Here is a 25595-nt window from a genome sequence, read left to right as displayed (position 1 = left end):
GTACAGGGCCGGTTTGAATGTGAAAAGAATTTTTTAAAATTACCCGCCGTAAGTTCTTGCTTATCATTGCCGTTTGTAGCAAGGTCATTTTCCCCCCTGTGACAGTGACCGAAATTGCCCGCCAGCGCGGTTTCGGCAATCCACCGGATTGCCCGGCCTCCCCAAGGCTGTATAAACCAAATTTCGATCACCGCTCATTGGTTGCGCATTTGCGCCCAATCGAGCTTTCAATTGGCGCCTCCCCCATTGCGGGTACATCAGTGTTGCGGTTGCCGCGTATTGCGGACCGGTCTTTCCGTGACGCTTTTTACCGAGGTTACAGATATGTGCAGAATAGGCTCTATCAAGAGCAAGACGCCAGTGCCCCCCTCAGTGGCGCTCAATCTTATGTTGCCACAACAGGAAGGACACGATAACTCCGGCTTCGCCATGGTCATGCAGGACCTTGAGGGCGTGTTCAGCCACTACAAGGATAAACCCTTGCTTTCTTTGGCCTGTACTCCCCAGGGTGTGCAGCTTGCCAACGATTTCATGGAAGAAAAAGGCTTTGTGCAGGTGGCCCAGTGGGTGCCGGAAGTGGACAAAAGGCCCGGTCTGAAGATTGAAGCCATGCCGCGCTACGTCTTTCGCAACTATGATTATCCTGAAATCTACCGCTACCGTAGTCAGGCAGAGCGCGAAGACCTTTTGCTCGACACGCGCCTTGAATTGCGCGCCTTGCTTGAAAAAGACGGTAACGGCTTTGTGTATTCCTTCTGGCCCGATGTGCTGACGCTGAAAGAAATCGGCGATCCAGCGGATATCGCCACCTACTTTCGCCTCTGGAATGATGACGGCCGTCTCACCGCACGAAACATCGTCACGCAGTGCAGACAGAACACCAACTACGACATTGTGCGTTATGCGGCCCATCCTTTCTTCCTTCAGGGCTACACCCTCTGCGCCAATGGCGAAAACACCTTTTTCACCAAAAACAAAGAATTTCAAAAAGCCTTGCACAGAGGCTATATAGGTTTTGAGTCCGACTCTCAGAACTTTCTTTACACTTTGCACTATGTGCTGCACGAGCTTGAGTGGCCCATCCGCTACTACAAGCATGTCATTACGCCCCTGCCTTTTGTGGAAGCCGAACAGCGCGCCGACAGCAAGGTGCTGGGGCTCATCCGCGAGTCTCTTGCCCATCTTGAGATCAACGGGCCCAACACCATTATCGCTCTGCTGCCCGACGGCAGAATGATGACCTGCTGCGACTCAAAAAAACTGCGCCCTGTGGTGGTTGGCCGTGACAAGGATATGGTGGCGATTGCTTCAGAGGTGTGTGGCCTCAATGCCATTATGCCCGACAGAAATGTGGCGGAAGACATCTATCCGCACGAAAGGGAAATGGTGGTCATTGACAACGATCTGGCGGTGCAAAGATGGAATCAGTAAGAACTCAGGATGTCAGCGTTAACGATCTGCGCTGGAAGATAGATTACCGCCCGGAAATGTGCACCATGTGCGGTTCCTGCGTGGCCGCCTGTACATTCAATGCCATTGAAGTGACCATGATGCGCCGCAGCGTGACGCTTTCGCGCAAGGCCTTTCCTGATCCTTCACAAGAACATATGGCCCGGCCCGTCATTTCGCAAAAGCCCAGCATCGAGCATGCCTGCGTTGGTTGCGGCATGTGCGAAAAAATATGCCCTAACAGCGCGATTCGCCCTGTGCGCAATATCGACCAGCGCTTTCCCCTGCTGGCGCGTGGCCATGGCCCCATCAAGCGGGGCGGGCGCAGCAATCTTGCCATGCCCCGCACGCTTGATTCCATTGTTGTGGGCCGCATAAGCCAGATGACAGACCCCGCTCTGGATTCGGAACGGCACACTTTTGACATCCGCTCCCCCCTGGGTCGCGTCATGCTGGCGCAGGAGCTACCCTTGCGCGTCGAGGGCTCAAGCCTTGTGCTTACCGACCGCACGCCTACGGTAAACTGGGTGTATCCGGCCATATTCAGTGATATGAGCATCGGCGCGCTATCTACCAGAGCCTGGGAAGCCATTGCCGTTGCTACGGCCTACCTGAACGAAAAATGCGGCATGCCCGTGCGGATGTGTTCTGGTGAAGGCGGCATGCCAAGCAGGTTGCTAGAATCTGAACAGCTAAAGTACATGATCCTGCAAATCGCCTCCGGCCACTTTGGCTGGAACCGCATTATCAGGGCCATGCCCCGCATGAAAACAGACCCGGCAGGCGTGCTCATCAAGATAGGGCAGGGGGCCAAACCGGGGGACGGCGGCCTGCTGCCCGCAGCCAAGGTTGCGCCGCACATTCAGGCCATCCGTGGCGTACCCAGGGCTACCCTGCATTCGCCGCCGAACCATCAGGGCCTGTATTCCATCGAAGAGTCGGTGCAGAAAATGCACCTTTCGCTCAATGCGGCTTTTGGTTTTCGTGTGCCTGTGGCCATAAAGTGCGCCGCCTCGGCCACTTCCGTTTCCGTTTACAACAACCTGCTGCGCGATCCCTACAAGATTTGCGGCGGTTTTTTCATCGACGGCATACAGGGCGGCACTGGCGCTGCCAACGAGGTATCGCTGGAGCATACGGGACACCCCATCGTTTCCAAGCTGCGCGACTGTTACCAGGCAGCCGTGGCCCAGGGGCTGCAAGGGCAGATTCCCTTGTGGGCGGGCGGTGGCATAGGCCTTTCTGGCAACGCCGCAGCCGACGCTTTCAAGATGATCTGTCTCGGAGCCAATGGCGTTATTATCGGCAAAATACTCATTCAGCTGCTCGGCTGCGTTGGCAACGAGCAGGGGCGTTGCAACGCCTGCAATACTGGCAAGTGTCCCACGGGCATCTGCACTCAGGATCCGCGTCTGGTCAAACGCCTAGACGTGGACAGGGGCGCGCAAAACATTGTGGACTACATGCTGGCCTTTGACGCCGAGCTGCGCAAGCTGTTGGCCCCGGTGGGCAACAGCTCCATGCCGGTCGGACGTTCAGATGCGCTGGTAGCCACAGACAGAGCCGTGGCCGACAAACTGGGCATTCAGTATGCCTGCTAGCACTTTGCACGAGGATGACAGTATGTTGCGCGTAAATACACTGCAAAATCACGAGAGGATGTCCACCCAGGATCTTCTGTTGGCCATTGAGGCCGCAGTGGAAAAGGGCGAGACGGATTTTTATATCGAGGCATCGGGGCAGCACGATATCGGCGGCCCCCTGTGGAACAGGGACGGCAAAAAGCTCACGTTTACCGTGAACAATCCCGGCCAGCGGGTGGGCTCCATGTGTCTGCCCGACACTGAAGTTCTGGTTGAAGGTTCGGCCCCTGCTGATGTGGGCTGGCTCAATGCGGGCGGTCGCATTACTGTGCGCGGAGACGCCGGCGATACTGCGGGGCACTGCGCCGCAGCGGGTGTTGTTTATATCGGCGGGCGCGCGGGCACGCGTTCCGGCTCGCTCATGAAGCATGACCCCGTGTATTCGGCTCCCGAATTGTGGGTTCTCAAGAGCGTGGGCAGCTTTTCCTTCGAGTTTATGGGCGGCGGCAAAGCTGTGGTCTGCGGCTATGAAAGCCAGACCATGCCGTCCATTCTGGGGGAACGTTCGTGCGTGGGCATGGTGGGCGGCGTGGTATATTTTCGCGGCCCGGTCGGTCAGCTGCCGCACGATGTCAGCGTCAGCGCCATTGATGAAGCTGATATCGCCTGGCTTGAAGCCGGACTGGACGACTTTCTTACCGCCATCGACAAACCTCGGTTGCGCAAGGAACTCTCCGTCTGGAAGCATTGGAAAAAAATCACCCCCTTGCCTTTTGAAGAACGCGATCATGAAGAAATGCCCAGCATCGGGCAGTTCCGCGCAAAAGAATGGGTTACTGACGGCATCTTCAGCGATGTGGCGCCAGATGATTTTGCGATCAATGGGCTTGTGGCGCGTGGCGACTATCGTCAGCGTGTGCCCCTGTGGGAAAACGCGCGTTATGCCGCTCCCTGCGAATTCAACTGCCCGGCCTCCATTCCCAGCCAGGTGCGCTTTAACCTGCTGCGTGAGGGTAAGGTGGACGAAGCCTACCGTCTGGTGCTGGACTACACGCCCTTTCCGGGTTCTGTCTGCGGCAGCGTGTGCCCCAACCCCTGCATGCAGAGTTGCACGCGCACACAGTTGGACAGCGCCGTGCAGATTGGCGCGCTTGGTTCCTGCTCGGCCGATATAAAAGTGGCCAAGGAAAAAAAGCGTACCGGCAAGCATGTTGGCGTTATAGGCGGGGGCGTGGGCGGTCTTACTGCGGCTTGGCAACTGGCCCGCATGGGGCATGACGTCACCGTGTACGAAGCTGACGCTGTCATGGGCGGCAAGCTTGAACAGGTCATACCGCGTGCCCGACTGAACCATGATTTGCTGCAAAAAGAACTCAAAAGGATTGAAGACCTGGGCGTGCGCTTTGTAAATAACTGCACTGTTGACGCCAAAAAATTTGCGGAGCTTCGCAAAAAACACTCAGCCATTGTTGTGGCCACGGGCGGTCATGTTCCCCGTATTTTCCCCTGGCCGGGACATGAAAAAATCGTGGCTGGCATTGACTTTCTCAAGGCCGTGAACAAGGGCAAAGCCCCCAGGGTGCCGGAAAACGTCATTGTTATCGGCTGCGGCAATGCGGGCATGGACGCCGCGGCAGGAGCCTACGCTTCTGGAGCCAAGCTGGTAACCTGCGTCGACGTGCAGAAGCCCGCTGCTTTTGCTCATGAAATTGAACAGATTGAGGCTTTGGGCGGCAAGCTTGTGTGGCCGGTGCAAACCAAGGAAATCACGGACAAGGGCCTCATTACGCAGGAAGGCAGGCTTATTCCTGGTGAAATGGTCATCATTACAGTGGGGGAATCGCCCGACCTTTCCTTCCTGCCCGAAGGACTGGAAAAATTCCGCGAATGGCTTGTGCCCAAGCCGGACCAGAGCATTATGGATGGCGTTTTCGCCGTTGGCGACGTTATCAAGCCTGGTCTTTTGGTACACGCCATTGGTTCTGGACGGGATGCTGCTCTTTCCGCCGACGCCTGGATGCACGGTGAGAGCTATACGCCAAAAGAAAAGCGCCTTGTTCCGTCAACCCGACTGCATACGGCCTACTTTGCCAAATGTCATGACCAAGACCTGCCCAGCCCACAGGACGAATACAGTCGCTGCATCAGTTGCGGCTCGTGCAGGGATTGCAAAATGTGTCTCAAATCCTGCCCGGAGAAAGCCATTGACCGCAAGCAGGACGAAAACGGTTTTGAATACGTGTCTGATCCAGCCCGCTGCATAGGCTGCGGCATCTGTGAAGGCATTTGCCCTTGCGGCATATGGACCATGTACCCCAACTGGGACATGAGCTAGTAGAGTCATGTTGTTTTGAAATGCTTTGTGGGGGAGGGATCTTTTTGCACAAGGGGTTCCTCCCTCACGCCCCCGTCCACAAAAATCTTTATTTCGTTTTAGTATGCTGCAACTTTTCCGGCGGCTGGCGTGGGCAGAAGGTATTCGCTTCAGAACACATACACGGACTGCCGCAGGAGCGGATCAATTCAACAGGCATAGGTCAGGCCTATCGGCAAGACTACCTATAACAGCCGCGCGCTGTGGATACCTGTCCATGGCGCGCGGCTGTTTTGCATGCTTTTTCTTTTATCCAGAACTGTGTATACTAATGCACACGTCAGTTTATTGCAGGAGAGAACATTATGGACGTTTTAGAAGCCATTTTTACCCGTCGCAGCATTCGTGAATTCACCAATGAAGACGTAAGTGAAGCTGATTTGGAAACCCTTTTGCGCGCGGCCATGGCGGCCCCCAGCGCGCATAACCGCCAACCCTGGCATTTTGTGGTTGTGCGTGACAAAGCCTTGCTCGCTCAAATTGCCGCGCTGCACCCTTATGCCAAGATGGCAGCCCATGCGCCTTTGGCCATAGTGGTATGCGCCAATCCCGCAGAGGCCAAAGAAGCTGGTTTTTGGCAGCAGGACTGCACAGCTGCATTGGAAAACATGCTTCTGGCGGCGCGTGGATTAAATCTTGGCACAGTATGGTGCGGCATGCACCCCATTGAAGACAGAGTGGAGCCCATCCGTCACTTGCTGAAAATCCCGGCGGACATCAATGTCCTGGCTCTGGTCGTGGTGGGGCACCCTGCGCAGGCTTTCAGCAAAGTCGATCGCTACAAGGCGGAAAAAATTCACCATAATGGTTGGTAGGCACGGTAAGCGACGGTGCACAGTCTTATGACCAGGAGTACGGGTCGGGCCATGGATATTTCTTGGCCCGACCCGCTTTCTGGTATGGCGCAACACACATCAAACCCGGTTGTTGGCACGGGTCGGCTGGTGCAGCGTGCAGACAGGGCATTATTTCAATTTTGCGCCCCTGTTTTTTACCAGTGCGCAGTCTTTCAAGCTGGCGCAGGCCCCACCCGCAATTGCCCACAGATACAAGCTGGCAACAGAGGCATAGGGCGAATAGCGCTTTTTATACTTGGCGAAAAGCTTGGGCGTAATCGTACGGTGCCGGTACAGCATGCGCAGGCCGCGCTGTATGGCCAGATCATCCCAACTCAGGATGTCCGGACGCTGCATTGAAAAAATCATCAGCATTTCCGCCGTCCAAAGGCCTATGCCTTTAAGTTGCACAAGCATTGCGCTTACTTCTGTATCCGTCATGGCTGGCAGAAGCGTCAGATCAAGCCCGCCATCCCTAACGGCGTCGGCAATGCTTTTGATGTACAATGCCTTGCGCATGGAAATACCGCAGGTCTGCAGATCTTCAGCACGCAGATTTTCAAAATTTTCTGGAGTGATGGGGGCAAGGCGCTCCTGCATCCTGTTCCATATGGTCACATGGGCCTTTGTGGATATCTGCTGGCCAACAATGGAGTTTATAAGCGCCTTGAACAAATCGGGCTGCACCTCGCGGTGGATATGCCCGATTTCATCCATGGCGGCAGACAGGACACGATCACGCGACCTGAGCCATTGTTTTTCTTTTTCGCCATATTCAAAATAATTTGTGCTGGTCATGCTTTTTTTCAGTTCTGGCAGGCTGCCAGATTTTTTCATGGTCCAGCAGGTACTGCTTTATGGCAAGCCCCCCCGCGTATCCAGTCAGACTCCCGTCATGCCCGATGACACGATGGCAGGGCACAATAATGGCAACAGGGTTACGGTTGTTGGCCATCCCCACCGCGCGGCTTCCGCCAGGTTTGCCCACCAATACCGCAATGTCTTTATAGCTGCGGGTTTCACCAGCAGGAATGGTCATCAGGGCCCGCCACACAGCGGCTTGAAACTCGGTGCCGCCCAGATGCAAAGGCACATCGAATTCTTTACGTTTACCCTCAAAATATTCGCCAAGCTGCATGGCGGCCTTTTGGATCACCGGCGTTTCCGCTTGTTCAAAGCCTTCAGGTGGAGCCTCGGTGCTGAAAAACACCCCGCATATGCCCTCATCATCGGCGGCTATGCCGATTTTACCGATGGGAAAAGTGTAAAACGCTATGTTTTTCATCAAGCATCTCCATTTTTGTTCAGAGCAATGCGCTCAGAGCAATGTGCGCAGATTCGCATCAAAAATGCGCAATCTCAAGGTCTGCGTAAGTCTCATGAGGGGCAGCACCGTATAACAACATTGCCTCTGCATCTTCGGGCGGGCGTCTTTTGCGCCGTCCTCCCAAAAGTTTCAGAGCGTAAATGTATAAATAGGATTTTATCGCATGCACCAGCTTGATGACAAAGCCATACTGTGATGTATCCTTTATACATTCACGCTTCCTGCAACGTTGATTGGACGCGAAAAGTATGCGGTGTCGTGCCTGTCTGTTTTTTAAAAAAAGCATAAAAAGCTGACAAACTGTCAAAGCCGATGGCGGCGGCAATATCAATGATGGGCATGTCTGTTGCGGCCAGCATTTTTTTTGCCTGCTGTTCGCGCCTGTTGCCCAGATAACGCGTGGGCGTCATGCCGTACTGTTGCCTGAAGAGGGCAGCCAGATGGCTTTGCGTGACACCCAGTTTTTTCAACTCAGCCATCAGCAGTGTGCGTTTGCCGCAGTGTTCGTCCATAAGCTTTTTTGCCTGCGCGGCAAGTCCAGCTACAGGCGCTTGCCCGCAAAGCTCTGGTCGGCATCGTTTACAGGGGCGGAATCCCGTGTGCTTGGCTTCTTCTTCTGTCATAAAATACACGGTATTTTTTCGCAGAGGAGTTTTTGACCTGCACGAAGGGCGGCAGTATACGCCCACAGTTTTTACGCCATAGAAGAATTTTCCGTCATATGCGGAATCACAGTCAACCACTGACTGCCACATGGTATCTTCCGAAAACCCGGTCATATAAAGCCTCGTTCCATTTTCTGACTTGTATAACACAGTGGCGGTTCTGGGTCTTACTCATTTTCAAGATGCAATTCATACTGGTGACGCCCAGGCTCAGGACCACGCGGTTTTCAACGCATTCAGGGCGGATATGATGTCTGATTCGGACAGCATGCCATAGTCCAGGAACAGGCAATTTTTTGAGCACCGCGTTTTGTCTGCCCATAAGCGTGAGGCTGGATACACCTTTATGCCGACGGCCTTGGCCCGTGCCATCAGTTCATTTTCGTCGGGACCATCCACCAGTTCAAGCAAAATGTGCAACCCCGCATTATGTCCGTGGGTACGAACTTTATCACTCCAAAGACGGTTGACCGTGTTCACAAAAACATCGTGTTTTTTCTTTTTGAAGAGGCATAGTTTTCGAAGATGCTTCTCCCAGTGCCCATCGGCCATAAAACGGTGCAACACGGCCTGTTCAAGCCAGGGAACTGTGCACTGGAAACCCGCAAACACGGAGTTGAACCTGTCATGAAGATGAGGGGGCAACACCATATAGGACATGCGCATACCGGGGGAGAGCACTTTTGAAAACGTGCCAAGGTAAATGACGTGGCCTCCGTGGTCTATGGACTGCATCGACGGGATAGGGCGGCCATCATACCGAAGTTCACTGTCGTAATCGTCTTCAATGATAAAAGCATCATTATCCCCAGCCCATTGCAACAATTCTATTCGTCTGCTGATCGACGTGACGATGCCTGTAGGAAATTGGTGCGATGGCGCTATGTGCGCCAACCGGGCTGAGGATCCGGCCAGCACGGCAATATCCATACCGCTGGCATCCACAGGTACGGGCACAACCGGCATGCCAAAACACTCATAGACGGCCCTTGCGCCAGCATACCCCGGATCCTCAAGAGCGACCAGGCGGCACTCCGCCTGCAACAGGCGCAGAATAGCCATAATTGATGGCTGTAATCCGCTGCACAGTATCACCTGTTCCGGAGAACACCGAACCCCCCGGCTTTGGTAAAGATAGGCGGCCATCTGGCGGCGCAGAGGCATATAGCCGCCCGCAGCGCCATACCGATGCATTTCTGCGGCGTAGTCGGATTGTGCGTTGTCGGACAGAACCTCGGCAGTCAGCTTGCGCCAGATGGCAGCGGGAAAGGTTGATCCATCGGAGTTTTCATAGCTGAAATCATACTTGTAGATTTCATCCCTCTGCTGTTCATCGGCGCGGGGCGTCGCAAGGAAATTTTTTGCAGGGCTCAAATCTGATGGGGGGATGATGCCGTAAATGGCATTGACCGTATAACCGCTTCCCGGGCGGGCAGACACATACCCTTCAAGGGCAAGCTGAGCATAGGCGCTCTCAACAGTATTTTTCCCAAGGCGCATCTGCCGCGCCATTGCACGGATGGAAGGCAACCTTGCGCCCTCAGGCATTGCGCCTGACAGGATATCCGCGCGTATTTGGCTGTATATCTGTTGAAAGAGCGGCACGCCATTGTCGGCATCCAGTTCCAGCACGCGGTTCTCCCATGTCAGTTGTGGACCTGGAACACATTGCCGTTAAGATCACGCATTTTCGACACTTGAAGGCTGCGGTTCCGGCGCTTGTCTGTGAATGTATCGCGGTATCCCGGCAATCGCCTGTCCCACTTTCCACGCGAGACGCGACCAGCAGGCAATTTCAGTTTGATAAGGAGTTGGTGTTGCGGGTCACGGGCAGCGGGGCAGCATGTCAGGGGCCGCATCAAAGTGTCAGGCGAAAAAGCTTTAAACTGTCCCTATTCATTATACATGAATCAGTGCTATTCTTAGGGTCACATTAATATATACGAGGGACACTATGCAGGCAAGAATGAAAAAATACCCACTGTCGCAAGAGAAAATACATGATTTGCTCACTGTGGAGCCAGTAGGCAGGTTGGCCAGCACAGGTGCGGACGGTTTCCCTTATATTACGCCGGTACACTTTGTTTTTATGGAGGGGAAAATAGTTATCCATGGTTTGGCTGTTGGTGAAAAACTTGCCAACATCAAAAGAGATCCGCGTGTTTGCTTTGAGGTGGAACGAATGCTCGGGCTTATACACGATGCGGAAAAACCATGTGATACAAATACCACCTATGAAAGCGTCATAATCAGAGGGCACGCAACCGTGGTTGCCGATACTGACGTAAAGTTAGCCGTGTTGGATGCTTTTGTGCGTAAATACACACCGCAGCATTCAGGAAAATCGTATCCGGAAGCGATGGTTAAAATGACTGGCATCATTGAATTATCAATACAATCCTGCACGGGAAAATACTATCCGGCGTAAGAGCGTGAAGTCTCTGCACGGCAGACTATGGTGAAAAAATAGATAACTGGCTGTTATTTCATGAACTGACTTTTTCTTCATAACACGGCAAGCCATTTGGTAATTTGACAAGGCGGTTTTGCGGTATATTGTATGAGTATGGAAGAGGCAAAATTTATGGTGTGTTGTGAGCATGATCACAGAAAACCAGGCGACCCACCTCTACGCTAGCATTACTGGTGCTGCATACCTTTGGGAGTGTGCGTTCAAAACGTTTACAGCATTCCCTACAAGACAAACCGCGCTGACGCCTTCACGGCAAGCGCCTGTGACCGCAGCGGCCAGTGCTGTTTCATAGTGAACCTCCTCTACTGCAACACCGCTAAAGCAGCCATGACCGGCAAAGGGAATGTCATGAAAATACTGCAGCTTGATTCTACCAGAGAATTTTCACCCAACGTCATGAAGCGTTTCTTTCTTGTGGAGGATTCTCCCAACTTCAAGATAATCAACTTCAACCTTGACGCTGGCGTCGTCTTTCCCGTGCATTCGCATGACCTGGACGGGGAACTGTCCATACAGATTCTTGAAGGCGAGGGCTTTTTTCTTGGAGCCGATGGCGCGAAACTGCCCGCAAAAACGGGAGATATCCTCATTTCTGAAATTCGTGAACCTCACGGGGTTGAAGCCACAACACGCATGCGCCTGCTTGTGACCATTACCCCGCCCATCTAGAGCATTTTACCTTGAAAAAGGGCACATGCTTTAACGCTGCACGAGAGAGCAGCGCGCCCAAATAGGGCACGGATTCTGCCGAAAATGCGACTTTCGGCAGAATGACAAATTGGAATGTGAAGCATTTCAAAGTTAATCTGATCTGGAATCGATTGCCTTTGAAACGGCGCAGCCTCAAAGGTTATACAACCAGCCCTTTACAGGGCAACTGTGCGGATAAACCGCGCCACGCTTTTATGGCGTGTGCCTGCTTATGCGCAGCGGGCCAGGGCAGCTTCAACATGCAACTGCTCTGGTTCGCTGCCGCTTCACAAACCCAAACCAGGACAACGCTGCACAAACAAGTCGAGGTAGCCATGTTGCTGACCAAGGATACGAGTATTTATACCCTCACCACGGAATATCCTTTTCTCATAGACTCTCTGGCAAGCCACAACAAGAGCTTTGAAAAACTCAAAAATCCTCTTTTGCGGCAGACAGTGGGCAGGGTTGCATCTGTGGAAAAAGCGGCTGGCATGGGTAATGAGAGTGTTCTTTCACTTCTCTTGTTCATTGCTGGCGAAATTATGACGAATACGGGCGAATCTGTTGAAATTGCGGCTCCCGAAGCCAAGGGCGCGAAGCCGGGCGACACAAAGGCGACTCAGGATCAACGCCTGACCGCGCTTAAGGAGATAATCAAGGATCTTCATGACGGCGTGGAATTCAGCCAGTTGCAGGACAAATTCAATAAAACGGTGGGTGATATCACGCCGCAGGAAATTGCCGCCCTGGAGCAGACTCTTGTGAACGAGGGCCTGCCCGAGACGGAAATAAAAAGGATGTGCCATCTGCATGCGGCCCTGTTTCAGAATGCGCTGGAAGGTCAGCAGATGCCTCAGGTTCCGTCCGGGCATCCAGTGCACACCTATTTGAAGGAAAATGTTCAAGCAAAAAAGCTTATTGCTGAAATCGGGGAAGCCCTGGGCCCATCCAAGATGCCAACCGAGGCTGAATGGCCTTTTGTGCTTAAACGCCTCAGCTTTCTTGTTGAGGAGCTTGCCGGCATTCAGGTCCACTACGTACGTAAGGAGAATCAGCTCTTTCCTCTGCTCGAAAAGCATGACCTGAGCGCTCCTGGCAAGGTCATGTGGGAAGTGCACGATGACATCAGAGGCAAGTTCCGCCGGACGCAGGAGCTTCTGGCAGACAACAACAGGGTGGAAGGTTCCGCAGCTGTGCAGGACCTCATTGATGAAGTTGCTGAAATGGTTCGTAAAGAAGAAAACATTCTTTTTCCCATGTGCCTTCAGCTGCTTACCGAAGAGGACTGGAGCCGCTGCCGCCTGGGTGACGATGAAATCGGCTATTCTTTCGGCATAACCCCAGAAGGGGAATGGAGCGCGTCTGCTGCCAGACCTGCTGAAAGCACAGGCCAGTCAGGACTTGTTGATCTTTCGACAGGTCAGCTGCCGCGAGAGGTTGTGGATGCCATCCTTTGCAATTTGCCTGTAGACGTGAGCTTTGTTGGCCCGGATGACAGGGTGGCCTACTATTCTGACAGCGCGCACCGTATTTTTCCAAGAAGCGCCGCAGTTATCGGCCGCGAGGTGAAAAACTGCCATCCCCCCAAATCCGTGCACATGGTCACTGAAATTCTTGAAGCCTTTAAAAGGGGAGAGCGCGACAAGGCTGAGTTCTGGTTGGAACTTGGCGGCAAGTTCATCCACATCCAGTATCTGGCGCTCAGAAATAAGCAGGGAACCTATTTGGGCTGCCTTGAAGTGGGGCAAGACGCCACGCATCTGCGCGCCCTGACCGGCCAGAGGCGACTGCTTGAATGGGAATGACGCCAGGGCGTGACAGATAAACATATGTAAGGGCAGGGAGGACAATCCCCTGCCTTTTTTAATGAATCTGTTCGGATGGGTATATTGTCGACCTGAGCGCTAACGACCTTTCCCCAAAAACAAGCTCCGCACCCAATGGTGAAAAGACTAGCATAAACCTCGGTTCTGTGCCATATTCTGGCCGGTTTGAAAAACAGGAACAAGACGCGCATAACGTCCGTTTGCTTGCGGAAGGAAATATATGGAAAAACAGCTGCGAAAGATTAAAGACAGGTGCTTCCTGTGCGCCTTGGGCGTTTTTTTTCTGGCGGGTTGGGTTATTGTGAAGCTGCATGGCTATCTGAGCGGTCTGGGCTTTGAAACCCGCTCAACGCAGATGTTGTTTATTGATTCAATGCTGTATTTTCTCCTCTTTTTTGCAGTGGTGGGCATAAAGCCCGTCTCCAGCTACTTTTTCTCACTGTATTCCAAAAAACTGCAAAAAAAGACTGACGCAACGGAACCTGTCGCTCACGGCGGCTAGGCTCATTCACGCTGAAATGGCGCGGTCACAGCCGTGTAAAGCCTAACGGACTGGCCTTATCAGCGCTGTTGCGCGCCGTGGCAGGCGTCCTCAACCTTTGCGGCACTATGCGCAAAGGCAATTTTCACCTGAGATCGTAGTCATAAAAATTTGAATGCTCACCAGATTCGCGTGAGTAAAAAATTGCCCAACAAGACGGCCCCGCAGGAACTTTTTCCAACGGGGCCGTCTTGTTTTGGCTATCAACGGGGTGAACTATTACGCCCGCAAAATCTCAGGCTTGTACCGCGCCCTGCCGTGGCTGGGAATCATTGGCGCCGTCTTTGCGTATCCATTCCTCAAGGTGGCTGGCAATATGCTGGCAGATGGCCGCGTGTTCTTCCTTGCCTTGCCCCTGAACGTGCAACGGTTTTGCAAAGCAATACCGCACGGGCATGCCAGGGCGCACTGGGCCCAGTTCCTTGATCTTGCGTCCTTGCCCCCAGGCATCAGTTTTCAGCGCAATGGGAACCACAGGCACCCCTGCCTTGCGCGCCAGCTTGACGCCAATGGAATTGAAGTGCCCCTGATCAAAAATCAGCGATCGCGTACTCTGCGGGAAAACAATAATGGATATGCCTTTCTTCAGGCGCTCAAGGCCGCCCTCAAGCACTGCCGTCAAATCTTCGCGCGGATTGGTGCGCCCCACAACTATGGGATCGCGTGAACACATGACAGGGCCAAAGAAGGGCATGGTCGTCAAACTTTTTTTGACCACAAAAGTCACGGGACGCCTTGGGCGTATCATGCCGGGCAACATGAAGGTTTCCAGCGTGCTCATGTGGTTGGCGACAAAAAGGCACGGCCCATCGGTTTCGTTGATGGCATCCATGCCCTGCACTTCAATGGGGCAGCCAACGCTTTCCATCAGGTCAGAAACCCATACACTGGCATGCACCCAGGCGCTGTCGTCGCATTGTCCCTTGGCGGCCTTTGAGCACAGCCAGCGCACCGGGCCGCCGAAAAGGCGACTGTAAAAGCTGAGTGAAGGAAAAAGCCGCGTAAAAAACCCCGCGTGCGCGTTCTGGCTTGCATACTCATTGCCAGAAAGAAATTTCTGCGCAAATACGCCTTCAACAAAAGGATGCATACCTTAGTCTTCCGTTTTTTTGATTTTGTGGATCTTGCGCCACCACTGTGAGAGGCGAGGTTCTTCACCATTATCGCGTGGCTGATAGAAACGGCGTCCTTCAAGCCCTTGAGGCAGGTAGGACTGGTCGATCCAGGAATCCGGGTAGTTGTGGGGATACTTGTATTCCTTGCCGTAGCCCCATTCCTTTTGCAGTTGGGTAGAGGGATTACGCAGGTGGAGCGGCACAGGGCGCGGGCCGTTGAGCTTGATTTCACGCTGGGCATTGAGGTAGGCCGCGTATGAGGCATTGCTCTTGCGGGCCATGGCCAAATACGTCACGGTTTCAGCCAGAGGAATAAAGCCCTCGGGCATGCCCACAAATTCTACAGCCTGCTGGCACGAAACCGCCAGCGACAGGGCAGCGGGATCAGCCAAGCCCACATCTTCCGATGCCGACAAAATGAGTCGACGGCAGATAAAACGCGGGTCTTCACCGCCCTCAAGCAGGCAGGCCAGATAATACAAGGCTGCGTCAACATCGCTGCCGCGAATGGATTTGATAAGTGCTGAAGCAAGTTCGTAGTGATTGTCGCCGTCTTTATCGTGCCGAACCAGCACTTCGGGCAGCGCGGCTTTAATATGCTCAAGTTCTTGCAGATCAGCGGGCAGAGCAGCCACATACTCCACAAGGTTCAGCAGCGTGCGGGCATCGCCGTGCGATGCGCCGGACAGCAAGTCCGCAAGTTCTTCAGACATGTCCATCTGAAGATCGGCAGCGCCGCGCTTGGCCAATTCTATGAGTTCAGGGCGGCCCAGGGGCCGTAACCGCAACACGTGAAGTCGTGAAAGCAGCTGGCGCGTGACGCTGAAAGAAGGATTTTCGGTTGTTGTGGCCAGCAGGGTAAGCTCGCCCGATTCTACCAGCGGCAGAAAAAAGTCCTGCTGCGCCTTGGAAAAACGGTGCAGTTCGTCAAGAACAAGAATATCCACGCCAGAAAGCGAACGGCGCAAATGCTGCAAACCGGCCTCAGGCGCGCTGAGCCGCAAAAAATTTTTGCCTGTGGATTTGGCCAGCAGCAGGGCCAGCGTGGACTTACCGCAGCCTGGAGGGCCGAAAAAAAGCAGGCTTGGCAGGCGCGGGGCCTGCATGAGAGAGCGCAGGCGTCCGCCAAGATGCGTCTGGCCCAGAAAAAGCGCCAGATCATCCGGGCGCATGCGCTCTGGCAGGGGTTTGTTGACGGTCATGGCCGTTCCGCCTCGTGCGATGGAGCCTCCGGCAGCTGCGAAGCCCACCAGTGTATGCCAAGGCAGAGGGTTGCCGCCGTTTCGCAGCGCAGCACCCGCGTGCCCAGGCTTACAGCGCAAAAGCCAGACTGCGTGAGCACAGTAAGCTCTCGCTGCGAGAAGCCGCCCTCAGGGCCAATAACATAAACAGTCAGGCCTTGCTGCCCCGCCATGGCTGGGGAAAGCATGGGCACTGCGTCCTGTGCTTCCCATGGCAAAATGCGGTAGTCGGCTTCCGCCGCATGGCTGACAAGATCGTCCACTCCGCCGCCGAGCACGCGAACCTCCGGCAACCAGGGATTGCCGCACTGTTTTGCGCCAGCAACAAGCTGCCCCTGGCACGCTTCCTGTGCTGCTGCGGAAAGCTTGCCCTGGCTGTGGTCGCCTTGCCACAGCCAAATGCCTGATGCCCCGAGTTCCACAGCCTTTTCCATAAAAAAACCGCGTCGTACGGCCTTGCTGTAGGCAAGGGCAACCACGGCGCGAGCTTCAGACTGTGGAAAAAAATCTTCACTCTTGCATTCAAGGTCGACAGTTTTTTTTCCTGCCTTCAGCACTACAAAGTGACCTATACGGCCCCGGCCATCAAGAAGTCCCACTTCGCTGCCCGGCCCGAGGCGCAAAACCTGACTCAGATGGAGGGCCTCCTGGCCATCAAGACGAACCTCATGCCCCCAGTGCTCCGGGGGCAGATAAAATAACGCCAAACTCATGTTAACATGCTTTCCTTGCCCATACGTGCCTTGCGCACAGCCTTAAAGCCGTCCAGCAAAGAAACGAGGCGTCCGTAATTTTTGCGTATTTCAATTCCTGCAGGGGTCAGGCTATCTTCCGGCGGTTCAATATACTGCCGTTGGAGGTAGCGATCGCGCAATATTTTTTCAACACAGTCGATGATGCCGTCCACCAGTGCGGGAAAAAAGTTGACCACTTCAAATTTCAGCTCATTGAGCAGAACCAGTGCTTCACTGAGCATTTGCCTGTACGTGATGTGTACGCCCTTGCAGGTGCGCGTGCACAAGTCTTCCAGAATCCGCACACGGCGAGCCTGCTGAATATAGCTGAAGCGCGTGCAGACTTCCTGATACAGATCACGCAGGTCTTCAAAAACTTCGTCATTGTCCGGCGAGTAGAGATAATTAGATAACACTTTGCTGACATTGGAAAAAAACTCATCACTATAACTGATCATGCGCCGCTGGTGCTTGGTCAGCCAGCTGTACAGAAATTTGAGTCTCTTTTCATGGGTGTCGGTATTTTCCACAACCTCGGTACGCTTGAATACAATACGCCCCGTGTATTCGCCGCGCACAATGTCATTCAGGCGCAGGAACATGTTGGACGTATCCTTGATAAGGTTGAGCCCGGTGAGGCGCTCGCCGGTGAGCGGATGCAGCACTTCCTGGGCTACCACCGAAAGCGCGCGATCCTGACGGACGTTGCTCGAATCAAACGTATGTTGGCGGTATTTCACGCGCAAAATGACAACCCGTCGGGGTTTATCAAGGAAAAATCCGTCGCGGTCAATAATCTCAAGGGCTTCTTCATGGTCGGCATCCACAGCGACCAGAGCTATCTTTTCCAGTTGGGGGTAGCGCTGGTTTCCGCCAATGGACATATAGGTCGTGAGGGTGCGGTCAGTCTGCCCGAGAACCCGCAGAAGAAAGTGCTCACCCATTTTATGCAGCTTGCGCGCGAAAAGCGCGCTGGACGTCCGCCGCTCGGACACAATGGGGAAGCCGTAAAGCTCCATAAGATACTGATACACAAACATGCGGTTGAGTTCATAAATATCGCTGTCGCCATAGACAAACTTGCCTATGCGTATGCCAAACCGCTTGAGTTCGCTGTCGATGTCAGAAGGAAAAGAGGCGAACACGCCAGCCAGATGGAACTGGTTGTCCGCATCCCAGGCCAGCACTTGCGCCCTGTCCATATTGAGCAGGTACGGCATAAGTGCGGGGTAGCTTTCCAGCAGCACAGTATCCGTGGAGCGGAACTGCTGGCGAAAGACATCCTGATGCATGCGCGGCAGGCGTGAAGCTAGGGTTTGCAGGTTTTGCCCCATCACCTGGTTTTCCAGCGGGCATGAAGCCCCCTCGCCCTCGGTGACGACCGGATGCAGCCTGTCAAACTGAAAAATCTCGGAAAAATAATCAAGCTGGCGGGCAAAAGCCACCAGGGCGAAGCCAGGCAGCTCTCTGTACTCGAACATGTCATTGTCAAATGAAGGCAGAAGCTCGCGTCCTTCCACAACCGGATAGTTCTTGTTTTCCTGATAGGGTTTCACCAGGCAGAAACGCACATGTACGGCATCAAGAAAATTCTTGAGCGACTCAAGGTCGCTAATGGCAACAGGGGCGGACAAGCATGTTGCATCCCGCCAGGGTTGACCATTTTTGCTGAAGACCTCTTGCCACTTAATCATTCCTGCATCCTACAGACCAGTCTTTCTCAATTTTTTATACTTATTTTTAAAATAATTCCAGTGGGCATAGTTGATAAATAAATATTTTACACAAGAGTCAACCCCTTACAGGGGCAGCGGAGCCATATTTTTACATATTTATCCTTTTTTCTTCAGATTGCCTGACCTGTTGCATCGTCCTATGATCAAAAGCAGTTGCGGGGGGCGATGCGCTTTGCTACAAGAAATGAGTTTATTGATACATCTTGGCGGTCGATCCGCATCACCATAAAACCCACAGCACCATGACTGAAAATTCTTTAGAAAAACATATACTCAGTATCGTTTGCAGCGTTTTTGACGCATACTCTGTTGTCTTGTTTTTGCCTGACGAAGAAGGCGAGGGACACCATCTCGCCGCCGCCTTCAGCCTTGGCGACAAAATCGGGGCCAAGGCCACGGTGTTGCCTGGCAAGGGGCTGGTGGGCTGGATTGTGCGCAATCGCCAGCCGCTTCTTGTTCCCAACTTCGATCAGCGGCAGAGCAACCTTGGCTACTATTCCGGTGGCGAAGAGGCCGCCATCAAGGCCTTTATGGGGTGCCCCGTGCCAACCGGCGGGGCATTGTGCGTTGACAGCAAAAGACAGTATTCTTTTTCTGACAAAGACCACAAAATTTTGCAGATGTTTGCTGAGCTTGTGGCGCGCCAGCAGGGCAGCAAGGGCCGCCAGGATCTGGCTGGCAATATTCCACGCTACTTTGTGGAGTTGGGCGTCATACAGGACCTGCGCTTTCGCTATAAACGCTGGCCGCAATTTTTACAGAACTATCTGCGCATCATGGTTGAGGCTACGGGCTTTGACTACTGCGCCTTTGCTTCTGTGGAAACCCCCGGCGAAACGTATTGCGTGGAAGCAGAATCCGCGCGGCTTCTTCTTGACGGGCCGGAGCCCCTCATCTTACCCATGGGCAGCGGCATAACCGGCTGGGTTTTTCATAACGACCAGCCCGTTGTGGCCGAAGGGGTAGAGGGCGCACCTTCTACCGTCTTATTCGGCAAACTCCCTGACATGCCAGATTTTCAAGCCGCCATTTGCATGCCTGTTATGGTCAACAAAAGTACACGCGGCGTTTTGTGCCTGGCTCACACGCAGCCCAGGCAGATTGACGAATCCATGCGCAGTTTTGTGCGTCAGGCCGTAGACCATCTGGCGCTGTTTCTGGAAAATCTGTACCTCAAGGTACGGTTGCGCACCATGCTGCCCCGAGCCAGGGTGCACAGTGACGGTCCCCAGGTATATGATCCGGACAGCGCCCCCATACCACCTCAAAAAGAATATTAATTATGCTGTTGCGGCGCATTTTCCGTTTTCTGTCGAAAGACATAGCCATGGATCTTGGCACCGCCAACACCCTGCTTTACACCAGGGCGCACGGCATTGTCGTCAATGAGCCGTCAGTAGTTGCCCTTGACGCGCATACAGGCAAAGTCCTTGCTGTGGGAGCCGCCGCAAAAGAATACATCGGGCGGACACCCCAGCGTATCCGCGCGGTTCGCCCCATGAAGGATGGCGTCATCGCCGACTTTGACGTCACGCGGGCCATGATTTCCTATTTTACGCGCAAGGCCATCACGGGGCTTCGTCTGGTCAGGCCTTCCATGTCCATCTGCATCCCCACCGGCATTACCCAGGTTGAAAAAAGGGCTGTCATTGACGCGGCCATGCTGGCCGGAGCGGCAGACGTCTCAATGATCGAAGAGCCTATGGCTGCTGCCATAGGGGCTGATTTACCCATCCACGAGCCCTTGGGCAATCTTGTTCTGGACATTGGCGGCGGCACCAGCGAGGTGGCGGTCATCACTCTGTCCGGCGTTGCCAATACCCAGTCGGTACGTATAGCGGGCGATGCCATGAATCTGGCCGTACAGCGGTTCATGCGTGACGCGTTTCGTATGGAAGTAGGCGACAATACAGCTGAAAACGTAAAAAAGATTATTGGCTCGGCCATGCCCATACCCAATGCTCCCATCCTTGAGGTTTCGGGCAAGGATATGGTTCGCGGCGGCCCCCGCGTGGTCAAGGTAACAGAAGCCCATATTCGTGAAGCCTTGAGAGAGCCAGTTCAGGCCATTCTTGAGGTAGTATTGCGCGCTCTGGAAAAAACGCCGCCTGAACTTGCCGCAGACATCTACCGCAATGGCATGCTCATGGCTGGTGGAGGCTCACTGCTCAAGGGGCTCGATGAGTATATCGCCCGAGAAACCCGCCTCAAGGTTTTTGTTGATAAAGATCCGCTTACCACAGTGTTGCGCGGCACAGCCAAAGCCATGCTTAACCGTGAAACATACCGCTCCGTCTTTATCAACTAGCCCCATGCTCTTTGCGAACATGTATCCTCAACGCTGACAGCACGCCTGTTACGACACTGCACAGCGCAATTGCATCGTCTCGCTCAGCCCCACAGGTGAACCCTCTCGTGCTGCCATGCGTCAACTGCAACGTGTGATTGCTCTGAATGTCGCCAACCTGACATGTTTGGATAAATTGAAGTCCAGGGGATGCATCTGATCGCTTGAGTCTGTCCGGCTACTGCCTGGCCGAATTTAGCGGGGTCCCTTCGCGCTTCGACTTGAAACAAAGGATTTTTCATGATTGATGCCAGTTCCATTCTCAAAAACTGCGTGGATATTGTCCTGCAAAGCGGTGAGATCATACGCGAACACTGGGAATTGCCCAGCAACGTGCGCCACAAGGGCAGCATTGATCTGGTCACCCAGACCGATCTGGCTGTAGAAGCATTTTTAAAGGAAAAGCTGGCGGACCTCGTGCCCGGCGCGTGTTTTCTCGCAGAGGAAAGCAGCAGCGATGACCAGGCGCCTGACGAACTATGCTGGATCATCGACCCCGTGGACGGCACCACCAACTTTGTGCACCGCATCCCACAGGTGGGCACATCAGTGGCCCTGTGGCACAAGGGGCGTGTTGAGCTTGGTATTGTCAATGTGCCCATGCTGCGGCGCTGCTACTGGTCGGCTCGTGGTCACGGAGCCTTTTGCAATGACAAGCCCATTAGCGTGAGCGGTGTGGACAGTCTCAATGATGCCCTGGTGGGCACAGGTTTCCCTTATGACATTGCCACCCGCCTGCCGGAAATAATGGAGCGGCTTGCCCTGGTTCTGCCCATGGCGCAAGGCGTGCGACGCATTGGCGCGGCCTCCATTGATCTGGCATATGTCGCCAGCGGAAAGCTGGATATTTTTTACGAAGCCGGGCTCAAACCGTGGGACTTCGCTGCAGGCATACTGCTTGTGGAAGAGGCGGGGGGGCGCATCAGCAACCTGAACGGCGAGCCCTTGCGTTTTGGCGAGCCCCTTCTTGCGAGCAACGGGCGTTTGCACGCCCTGGCCGTTGATTTGCTGAGCCCCACGACCTGAGCGTAAACCAGTTTCAGCAACAGAAATTGCGTTGCTCAGAAATGCGAGAGGTATCCGCCCTCAAGGGCGGCATACATGACAGGGGAGAGCAGATCGCCAAAGTGAGCGCCCAGTCCTTTCAGCTCATCCTGATCCACCAGCAGGTGCCTGTCGCGCGCCAGGGCCTTGGCGTTAATGATGGAACGCGGCAGACTGGCCGTATACAGGTGAAGAAAGGTCAGGCCATTGCTGGCCGAGGGCGGCATGAGGCCCAGGCAGGCAAGGCGGCCGCCCTCCTGGCTCCATTCCTGGAGCAGGATATCCTGGGCGCTGCTCTCGCACGGCATCCCGGCTGCAACCTGGCCGTATGACGAAAATCCCCAGCCCTGTTCACCCAGGGTCAGCAGGGCGCGCCCGCTTCTGTCGCGAACGAGCAGCGCCACGGCGCGGTGCAGCAGACCTTGGCGCAAAACATCTTCTTTTGCCATAATGCACAGGGGCGCATTGTTGCGGTCCACCACTTCAAGGCTTTGTGCCGGATTTTTCAGGCCTTCATAAGGAAACGTTTTCATGAGCACGTCCACAGGGCAGGCATGGCGCATGCGGCAACTTGAAGCATGCCATGCCGAAAAAATGTCTGCTATCGAACGCGAGTGTTTTACGTTGCCCTGGTCTGAAGAGCAATGCCGTGCCGCCTTTGCCCAAAAAGCCTTTGCGGCCTTTGGTCTGTTCAATGGCGAATGCCTCGCGGGCTACATTTCCATTTATCATACCGGTGATGAGCTGGAAATACTCAATCTGGCTGTGCGGCCCAAGATACGACGTCTTGGACACGGAAAACGCATATTGCGCACTGTCTTGCGTCTGGCGCGTAAAATGGATATTCATAGAGTCTTGCTTGAAGTACGGACAGGGAACAAGGCTGCCATTGCCTTGTACGAAGGCTGCGGCTTCCATAAAGTGGGGCGACGCCGCAACTACTATGCCGACACGGGTGAAGACGCCCTTATCTACCTATGTGAGCTGGACTCCTGTCAGCTTTAACGCCTCAAGGGGTACGTATGCATAAAATCATTGCCGCCAACTGGAAGATGTACAAAAACCGTACAGAGGCTGCAACCACCGCTGCTGAAATAGCTGCGGCCCTGCCCGCAGTTTTGCCGGAAGGGCGAGAAGTTCTTGTTTTTCCGCCAGCGACGGCCATTGAATGTGTGGCCCAGGCCTTTCACGGGCAAAAATCGCTGACTGTGGGGGCGCAGAATTTTTATCCCGCGTCCGAAGGCGCGTTCACAGGGGAAGTTTCTGTGGGCATGCTGCGGGATGTGGGCGCGGAGTGGGTGCTTGTCGGACACTCCGAACGGCGGCATATTTTTGGCGAAAGCGATGATATGGTCGCGCGCAAGGCAGTATTTGCCTTAAGCCACGGCATGAAAACCATGCTCTGCATTGGCGAAAAACTTGAAGAGCGTGAGCAGGGCCAACTGTATGCAGTGCTGGAACGCCAGTTGACGGCCTTTTTTTCGTCAAAGCCTGATGCAATGGCTGATGACGCCCTGACCGAGCGCTTTGCCATTGCCTACGAACCTGTGTGGGCCATTGGCACCGGCAAGGTGGCTGGCCCGGGTGAAGTGCGCGAAGCACACGGCGTGACACGTGCCCTGCTTGAAAAATTTATGGGTGAAACCGGCAAAAAACTGCCTATTCTGTATGGTGGCAGCGTCAAGCCAGACAATGCCGGAGCCCTTATTGCCCTTGACAACGTGGATGGTCTTTTGGTAGGAGGAGCCTCTTTAGAGGCGCAAAGCTTCCTACAAATTATCGGGGCCTGATGCCCAACTTCTGGCGCGCCGTCGGGCAGTGGCCGGACGGCGAGGAGGAATACGTGCAGACTCTCATTCTTACGCTGCATATCATTGTATGCGTGTTGCTTATTATCCTTGTACTTTTGCAATCGGGCAAGGAAGGCATGGGCGTCATATTTGGCGGGGGCAACACTTCTGTTTTCGGCAGTGGTGGTGCTGGCGGCATTCTTGCCAAACTTACCACGCTTATGGCGGTGATTTTTGTTATCACCTCTTTGAGTTACACGTATGTCACCAGTTCGCGGCCCAGCAGCGAATCTACCATTCTTAATGTAAAGATTGAAGAACCTGTGGCGCCTAAGACCAACACCGCGCCGCCCGTTCCGGCCGCACCAGCGGCCCCCGCCGGGCAGCAGTCTGCTCCGGCTGGCAATCAGGATGCCGCGCCTGCGGGGCAGTAGCACTTTGATTTCATGATTAAAAAAGCCGCGGCATGCCGCGGCTTTTTTTTCAGCCAGAGCAAACATCTTTGAGAAGGTATATTTTCAAAGATCACGCGCGCCTTTATGGTATACAACGAGCAGATGCAGCGTGCTTGCGCCTTATGGGCGAGAGCCCAATAATGCAGCCACCGCGCGATTCAAACGATAGCCGTCTGGCGAAATGAAGCTTCACGGATGGCGCAACAATACGCGTAGCAACGCTCAAAACTCTCCCTGTGGGGTTGACCATGTCCGACTCCGATTCTTTTGGTGAAAATCCTTTCAAATCGCTCAATATCGGCAAGCTTCCTGAAAAAAAAGCGGGAAAGCCTGCGGGATCCCATACTGCTGCCAAAACGAAAATATATCAAAAGGCGCACCCCACGCCCCCCGGAAGCGACGCTGGCATTAACGAGGAAGAGCGCGACCTTTTTTTACGCTCCGTTGGACAAATACAGTCACCCAAAGCCCCCCAGAGCACAGACAGAACGCACAAGCAATCCGACCCGGGAATGTTCCTTCTGGAAGAACATGCCAGTTTCCCTGATTCCGGCGACGCAAAAAACAAGCAAAACAAGGGCAAAAAAAACATGCCTGTCCCCCGGCCTGAACGTGGAGAAAGGGGAGGAGCAAAGAAGGACAGCACTTTGCCGACCAAAAGGGCAAACCAGCCTGATGCGGCGCACGACGGTCTCCGTATGTGCGCAAAAAAGCGTTCAAATTCCGATACGGCACAACTACCCCCGCGCGAGGCAAGCCATGACAGTACCCTGGCTGACGCCGATACAGACGACGCCGTCTTCCTTCAGGCCATGGGTGAGGTTGTTCCTCTTCAGGGGCGTGGGCGTGATGTGGCGCCAGTGCCTGCTGCTGCTACGCCTCCGCCTCACGGTGAGATCAGCCTTCAGGATTTCATGGATGGCAAGTTGGAATTTGCCTTGTCATTTTCAGACGAATACCTTGAAGGCCATGTGGTGGGGCTTGATCAGATGACCATAAACAAGCTGCGGGCAGGCGCCTTCAGCCCCGAAGCGCATCTGGACCTGCACGGGCTCAATGCTCTTCAGGCTTTTGAGGCCTTGCGTGGTTTTTTACGCGGCAGTTGGTATAAAGGATTGCGCACCGTGCTGGTGGTGCCGGGTCGGGGACGCAACTCCCCGGACGGGATAGGCATCTTGCGTGAAAAGCTGCAAAACTGGCTGACTCAGGACCCCTTCAAAAGGGTCGTGTTGGCCTTCTGCACTGCGCAGCCCCACGATGGAGGGCCAGGGAGCGTCTACGTATTACTGCGCAAGTACAAGAAAAAGGGGCGGGTTTATTGGGAACGCACGCCAGCAGATGACGATCTTTACTGAGAGGGGCTGCC

At 54.2% G+C, this 25595-nt stretch carries 24 protein-coding genes; 15 read left to right on the top strand and 9 right to left on the bottom strand.

What is annotated here, in order from left to right; genetic code table 11:
- Window positions 1-324: 324 nt before the first annotated feature.
- The 4 genes from BCS36_RS09415 to BCS36_RS09400 all read left to right on the top strand — a co-directional run bounded on the left by BCS36_RS09415 (window position 325) and on the right by BCS36_RS09400 (window position 6221).
- A complete protein-coding gene (locus BCS36_RS09415) occupies window positions 325-1431 on the top strand; it encodes a glutamate synthase (RefSeq protein ID WP_291302637.1) in 1107 nt (368 codons plus the stop codon).
- The gene (locus BCS36_RS09410) at window positions 1419-3050 is read left to right on the top strand and encodes a glutamate synthase-related protein (protein WP_291302636.1); all 1632 of its coding nucleotides are present in this window, start codon (window positions 1419-1421) and stop codon (window positions 3048-3050) included. Before BCS36_RS09415 ends, BCS36_RS09410 begins: the two co-directional genes overlap by 13 nt.
- Before the next feature lie 58 nt (window positions 3051-3108).
- Window positions 3109-5367 carry an FAD-dependent oxidoreductase gene (locus BCS36_RS09405; protein ID WP_291302635.1) on the top strand — a complete coding sequence of 753 codons (2259 nt, stop codon included), beginning with the start codon at window positions 3109-3111 and terminating at the stop codon, window positions 5365-5367.
- 344 nt (window positions 5368-5711) lie between these two features.
- Entirely contained in the window at window positions 5712-6221 is a 510-nt protein-coding gene (locus BCS36_RS09400) for a nitroreductase family protein (protein WP_291302634.1), read from the top strand.
- 150 nt (window positions 6222-6371) lie between these two features.
- Here the strand turns inward: BCS36_RS09400 and BCS36_RS09395 are convergent, their stop codons facing one another.
- The 4 genes from BCS36_RS09395 to BCS36_RS09380 form a co-directional block, all read right to left on the bottom strand.
- A complete protein-coding gene (locus tag BCS36_RS09395; protein ID WP_291302633.1) occupies window positions 6372-7040 on the bottom strand; it encodes a DNA-3-methyladenine glycosylase 2 family protein in 669 nt (222 codons plus the stop codon).
- Window positions 7018-7527, bottom strand: a complete 510-nt coding sequence (locus BCS36_RS09390; protein WP_291302632.1) for a methylated-DNA--[protein]-cysteine S-methyltransferase — start codon at window positions 7525-7527, stop codon at window positions 7018-7020. Before BCS36_RS09390 ends, BCS36_RS09395 begins: the two co-directional genes overlap by 23 nt.
- Window positions 7528-7781: 254 nt before the next feature.
- Entirely contained in the window at window positions 7782-8348 is a 567-nt protein-coding gene (locus BCS36_RS09385) for an Ada metal-binding domain-containing protein (protein WP_291302631.1), read from the bottom strand.
- Window positions 8349-8444: 96 nt separating this feature from the next.
- Window positions 8445-9866: a PLP-dependent aminotransferase family protein gene (locus BCS36_RS09380; RefSeq protein WP_291302630.1), complete on the bottom strand. Its 1422-nt coding sequence runs from the start codon at window positions 9864-9866 to the stop codon at window positions 8445-8447.
- A gap of 334 nt (window positions 9867-10200) precedes the next feature.
- On the opposite strand from BCS36_RS09380, the gene BCS36_RS09375 reads away from it, so the two are divergent.
- The 4 genes from BCS36_RS09375 (at window position 10201) to BCS36_RS09360 (ending at window position 13728) form a co-directional block, all read left to right on the top strand.
- On the top strand, window positions 10201-10662 hold the full coding sequence (locus BCS36_RS09375; protein WP_291302629.1) for a pyridoxamine 5'-phosphate oxidase family protein: 462 nt from the start codon (window positions 10201-10203) through the stop codon (window positions 10660-10662).
- A 393-nt stretch (window positions 10663-11055) separates the two neighbouring features.
- Window positions 11056-11376: a cupin domain-containing protein gene (locus BCS36_RS09370; protein WP_291302628.1), complete on the top strand. Its 321-nt coding sequence runs from the start codon at window positions 11056-11058 to the stop codon at window positions 11374-11376.
- Window positions 11377-11732: 356 nt separating this feature from the next.
- Complete coding sequence (locus BCS36_RS09365; protein ID WP_291302627.1) at window positions 11733-13205, top strand: DUF438 domain-containing protein; 1473 nt, start codon at window positions 11733-11735, stop codon at window positions 13203-13205.
- Window positions 13206-13446: 241 nt separating this feature from the next.
- A complete protein-coding gene (locus BCS36_RS09360; RefSeq protein ID WP_291302626.1) occupies window positions 13447-13728 on the top strand; it encodes a hypothetical protein in 282 nt (93 codons plus the stop codon).
- Window positions 13729-14002: 274 nt separating this feature from the next.
- Here the strand turns inward: BCS36_RS09360 and BCS36_RS09355 are convergent, their stop codons facing one another.
- The 4 genes from BCS36_RS09355 to BCS36_RS09340 are packed head-to-tail and all read right to left on the bottom strand — an operon-like array spanning window position 14003 to window position 18551.
- The gene (locus tag BCS36_RS09355) at window positions 14003-14857 is read right to left on the bottom strand and encodes a 1-acyl-sn-glycerol-3-phosphate acyltransferase (protein ID WP_291302625.1); all 855 of its coding nucleotides are present in this window, start codon (window positions 14855-14857) and stop codon (window positions 14003-14005) included.
- 3 nt (window positions 14858-14860) lie between these two features.
- Complete coding sequence (locus BCS36_RS09350; RefSeq protein ID WP_291302624.1) at window positions 14861-16084, bottom strand: replication-associated recombination protein A; 1224 nt, start codon at window positions 16082-16084, stop codon at window positions 14861-14863.
- Window positions 16081-16836 carry a 16S rRNA (uracil(1498)-N(3))-methyltransferase gene (locus tag BCS36_RS09345; RefSeq protein WP_291302623.1) on the bottom strand — a complete coding sequence of 252 codons (756 nt, stop codon included), beginning with the start codon at window positions 16834-16836 and terminating at the stop codon, window positions 16081-16083. The genes BCS36_RS09350 and BCS36_RS09345 overlap by 4 nt, the downstream gene beginning before the upstream one ends.
- On the bottom strand, window positions 16833-18551 hold the full coding sequence (locus tag BCS36_RS09340; RefSeq protein ID WP_291302622.1) for a hypothetical protein: 1719 nt from the start codon (window positions 18549-18551) through the stop codon (window positions 16833-16835). The genes BCS36_RS09345 and BCS36_RS09340 overlap by 4 nt, the downstream gene beginning before the upstream one ends.
- 284 nt (window positions 18552-18835) lie before the next feature.
- Here BCS36_RS09340 and BCS36_RS09335 point away from each other — a divergent pair, with 284 nt between their 5' ends.
- From BCS36_RS09335 to BCS36_RS09325, 3 genes are all read left to right on the top strand, one after another.
- Complete coding sequence (locus BCS36_RS09335; RefSeq protein ID WP_291302621.1) at window positions 18836-19873, top strand: GAF domain-containing protein; 1038 nt, start codon at window positions 18836-18838, stop codon at window positions 19871-19873.
- Between the two features lie 2 nt (window positions 19874-19875).
- The gene (locus BCS36_RS09330) at window positions 19876-20901 is read left to right on the top strand and encodes a rod shape-determining protein (protein WP_291302620.1); all 1026 of its coding nucleotides are present in this window, start codon (window positions 19876-19878) and stop codon (window positions 20899-20901) included.
- 279 nt (window positions 20902-21180) lie between these two features.
- Complete coding sequence (locus BCS36_RS09325; protein ID WP_291302619.1) at window positions 21181-21966, top strand: inositol monophosphatase family protein; 786 nt, start codon at window positions 21181-21183, stop codon at window positions 21964-21966.
- A 35-nt stretch (window positions 21967-22001) separates the two neighbouring features.
- Here BCS36_RS09325 and BCS36_RS09320 read toward each other — a convergent pair whose 3' ends face one another.
- The gene (locus BCS36_RS09320) at window positions 22002-22517 is read right to left on the bottom strand and encodes an NUDIX hydrolase (RefSeq protein ID WP_291302618.1); all 516 of its coding nucleotides are present in this window, start codon (window positions 22515-22517) and stop codon (window positions 22002-22004) included.
- Here BCS36_RS09320 and rimI point away from each other — a divergent pair.
- From rimI to BCS36_RS09300, 4 genes are all read left to right on the top strand, one after another.
- Window positions 22516-22989 (top strand): ribosomal protein S18-alanine N-acetyltransferase, encoded by a 474-nt coding sequence (rimI, locus tag BCS36_RS09315; protein ID WP_291302617.1) that lies wholly within the window; start codon window positions 22516-22518, stop codon window positions 22987-22989. The two genes, BCS36_RS09320 and rimI, sit on opposite strands and share 2 nt — an antisense overlap.
- Window positions 22990-23006: 17 nt before the next feature.
- A complete protein-coding gene (tpiA, locus tag BCS36_RS09310; RefSeq protein ID WP_291302616.1) occupies window positions 23007-23774 on the top strand; it encodes a triose-phosphate isomerase in 768 nt (255 codons plus the stop codon).
- A gap of 53 nt (window positions 23775-23827) precedes the next feature.
- The gene (gene secG / locus BCS36_RS09305) at window positions 23828-24208 is read left to right on the top strand and encodes a preprotein translocase subunit SecG (RefSeq protein ID WP_291302709.1); all 381 of its coding nucleotides are present in this window, start codon (window positions 23828-23830) and stop codon (window positions 24206-24208) included.
- Between the two features lie 269 nt (window positions 24209-24477).
- The gene (locus BCS36_RS09300) at window positions 24478-25584 is read left to right on the top strand and encodes a Smr/MutS family protein (RefSeq protein ID WP_291302615.1); all 1107 of its coding nucleotides are present in this window, start codon (window positions 24478-24480) and stop codon (window positions 25582-25584) included.
- The last annotated feature ends 11 nt before the right edge of the window (window positions 25585-25595 follow it).

The sequence above is a fragment of the Desulfovibrio sp. MES5 genome (assembly GCF_002237645.1).
Classification (GTDB): Bacteria; Desulfobacterota; Desulfovibrionia; order Desulfovibrionales; family Desulfovibrionaceae; genus Desulfovibrio.
This window is presented reverse-complemented; position numbering and strand designations above follow the sequence as displayed.

Excerpts from the sequence above, each read along its gene's own strand:
- BCS36_RS09415 (WP_291302637.1), top strand. The coding sequence starts at position 325 with ATGTGCAGAATAGGCTCTATCAAGAGCAAGACGCCAGTGCCCCCCTCA.
- BCS36_RS09410 (WP_291302636.1), top strand. The coding sequence starts at position 1,419 with ATGGAATCAGTAAGAACTCAGGATGTCAGCGTTAACGATCTGCGCTGG.
- BCS36_RS09405 (WP_291302635.1), top strand. The coding sequence starts at position 3,109 with ATGTCCACCCAGGATCTTCTGTTGGCCATTGAGGCCGCAGTGGAAAAG.
- BCS36_RS09400 (WP_291302634.1), top strand. The coding sequence starts at position 5,712 with ATGGACGTTTTAGAAGCCATTTTTACCCGTCGCAGCATTCGTGAATTC.
- BCS36_RS09395 (WP_291302633.1), bottom strand. The coding sequence starts at position 7,040 with ATGACCAGCACAAATTATTTTGAATATGGCGAAAAAGAAAAACAATGG.
- BCS36_RS09390 (WP_291302632.1), bottom strand. The coding sequence starts at position 7,527 with ATGAAAAACATAGCGTTTTACACTTTTCCCATCGGTAAAATCGGCATA.
- BCS36_RS09385 (WP_291302631.1), bottom strand. The coding sequence starts at position 8,348 with ATGACCGGGTTTTCGGAAGATACCATGTGGCAGTCAGTGGTTGACTGT.
- BCS36_RS09375 (WP_291302629.1), top strand. The coding sequence starts at position 10,201 with ATGAAAAAATACCCACTGTCGCAAGAGAAAATACATGATTTGCTCACT.
- BCS36_RS09370 (WP_291302628.1), top strand. The coding sequence starts at position 11,056 with ATGAAAATACTGCAGCTTGATTCTACCAGAGAATTTTCACCCAACGTC.
- BCS36_RS09365 (WP_291302627.1), top strand. The coding sequence starts at position 11,733 with ATGTTGCTGACCAAGGATACGAGTATTTATACCCTCACCACGGAATAT.
- BCS36_RS09360 (WP_291302626.1), top strand. The coding sequence starts at position 13,447 with ATGGAAAAACAGCTGCGAAAGATTAAAGACAGGTGCTTCCTGTGCGCC.
- BCS36_RS09355 (WP_291302625.1), bottom strand. The coding sequence starts at position 14,857 with ATGCATCCTTTTGTTGAAGGCGTATTTGCGCAGAAATTTCTTTCTGGC.
- BCS36_RS09350 (WP_291302624.1), bottom strand. The coding sequence starts at position 16,084 with ATGACCGTCAACAAACCCCTGCCAGAGCGCATGCGCCCGGATGATCTG.
- BCS36_RS09345 (WP_291302623.1), bottom strand. The coding sequence starts at position 16,836 with ATGAGTTTGGCGTTATTTTATCTGCCCCCGGAGCACTGGGGGCATGAG.
- BCS36_RS09340 (WP_291302622.1), bottom strand. The coding sequence starts at position 18,551 with ATGATTAAGTGGCAAGAGGTCTTCAGCAAAAATGGTCAACCCTGGCGG.
- BCS36_RS09335 (WP_291302621.1), top strand. The coding sequence starts at position 18,836 with ATGACTGAAAATTCTTTAGAAAAACATATACTCAGTATCGTTTGCAGC.
- BCS36_RS09330 (WP_291302620.1), top strand. The coding sequence starts at position 19,876 with ATGCTGTTGCGGCGCATTTTCCGTTTTCTGTCGAAAGACATAGCCATG.
- BCS36_RS09325 (WP_291302619.1), top strand. The coding sequence starts at position 21,181 with ATGATTGATGCCAGTTCCATTCTCAAAAACTGCGTGGATATTGTCCTG.
- rimI (WP_291302617.1), top strand. The coding sequence starts at position 22,516 with ATGAGCACGTCCACAGGGCAGGCATGGCGCATGCGGCAACTTGAAGCA.
- BCS36_RS09320 (WP_291302618.1), bottom strand. The coding sequence starts at position 22,517 with ATGAAAACGTTTCCTTATGAAGGCCTGAAAAATCCGGCACAAAGCCTT.
- tpiA (WP_291302616.1), top strand. The coding sequence starts at position 23,007 with ATGCATAAAATCATTGCCGCCAACTGGAAGATGTACAAAAACCGTACA.
- BCS36_RS09300 (WP_291302615.1), top strand. The coding sequence starts at position 24,478 with ATGTCCGACTCCGATTCTTTTGGTGAAAATCCTTTCAAATCGCTCAAT.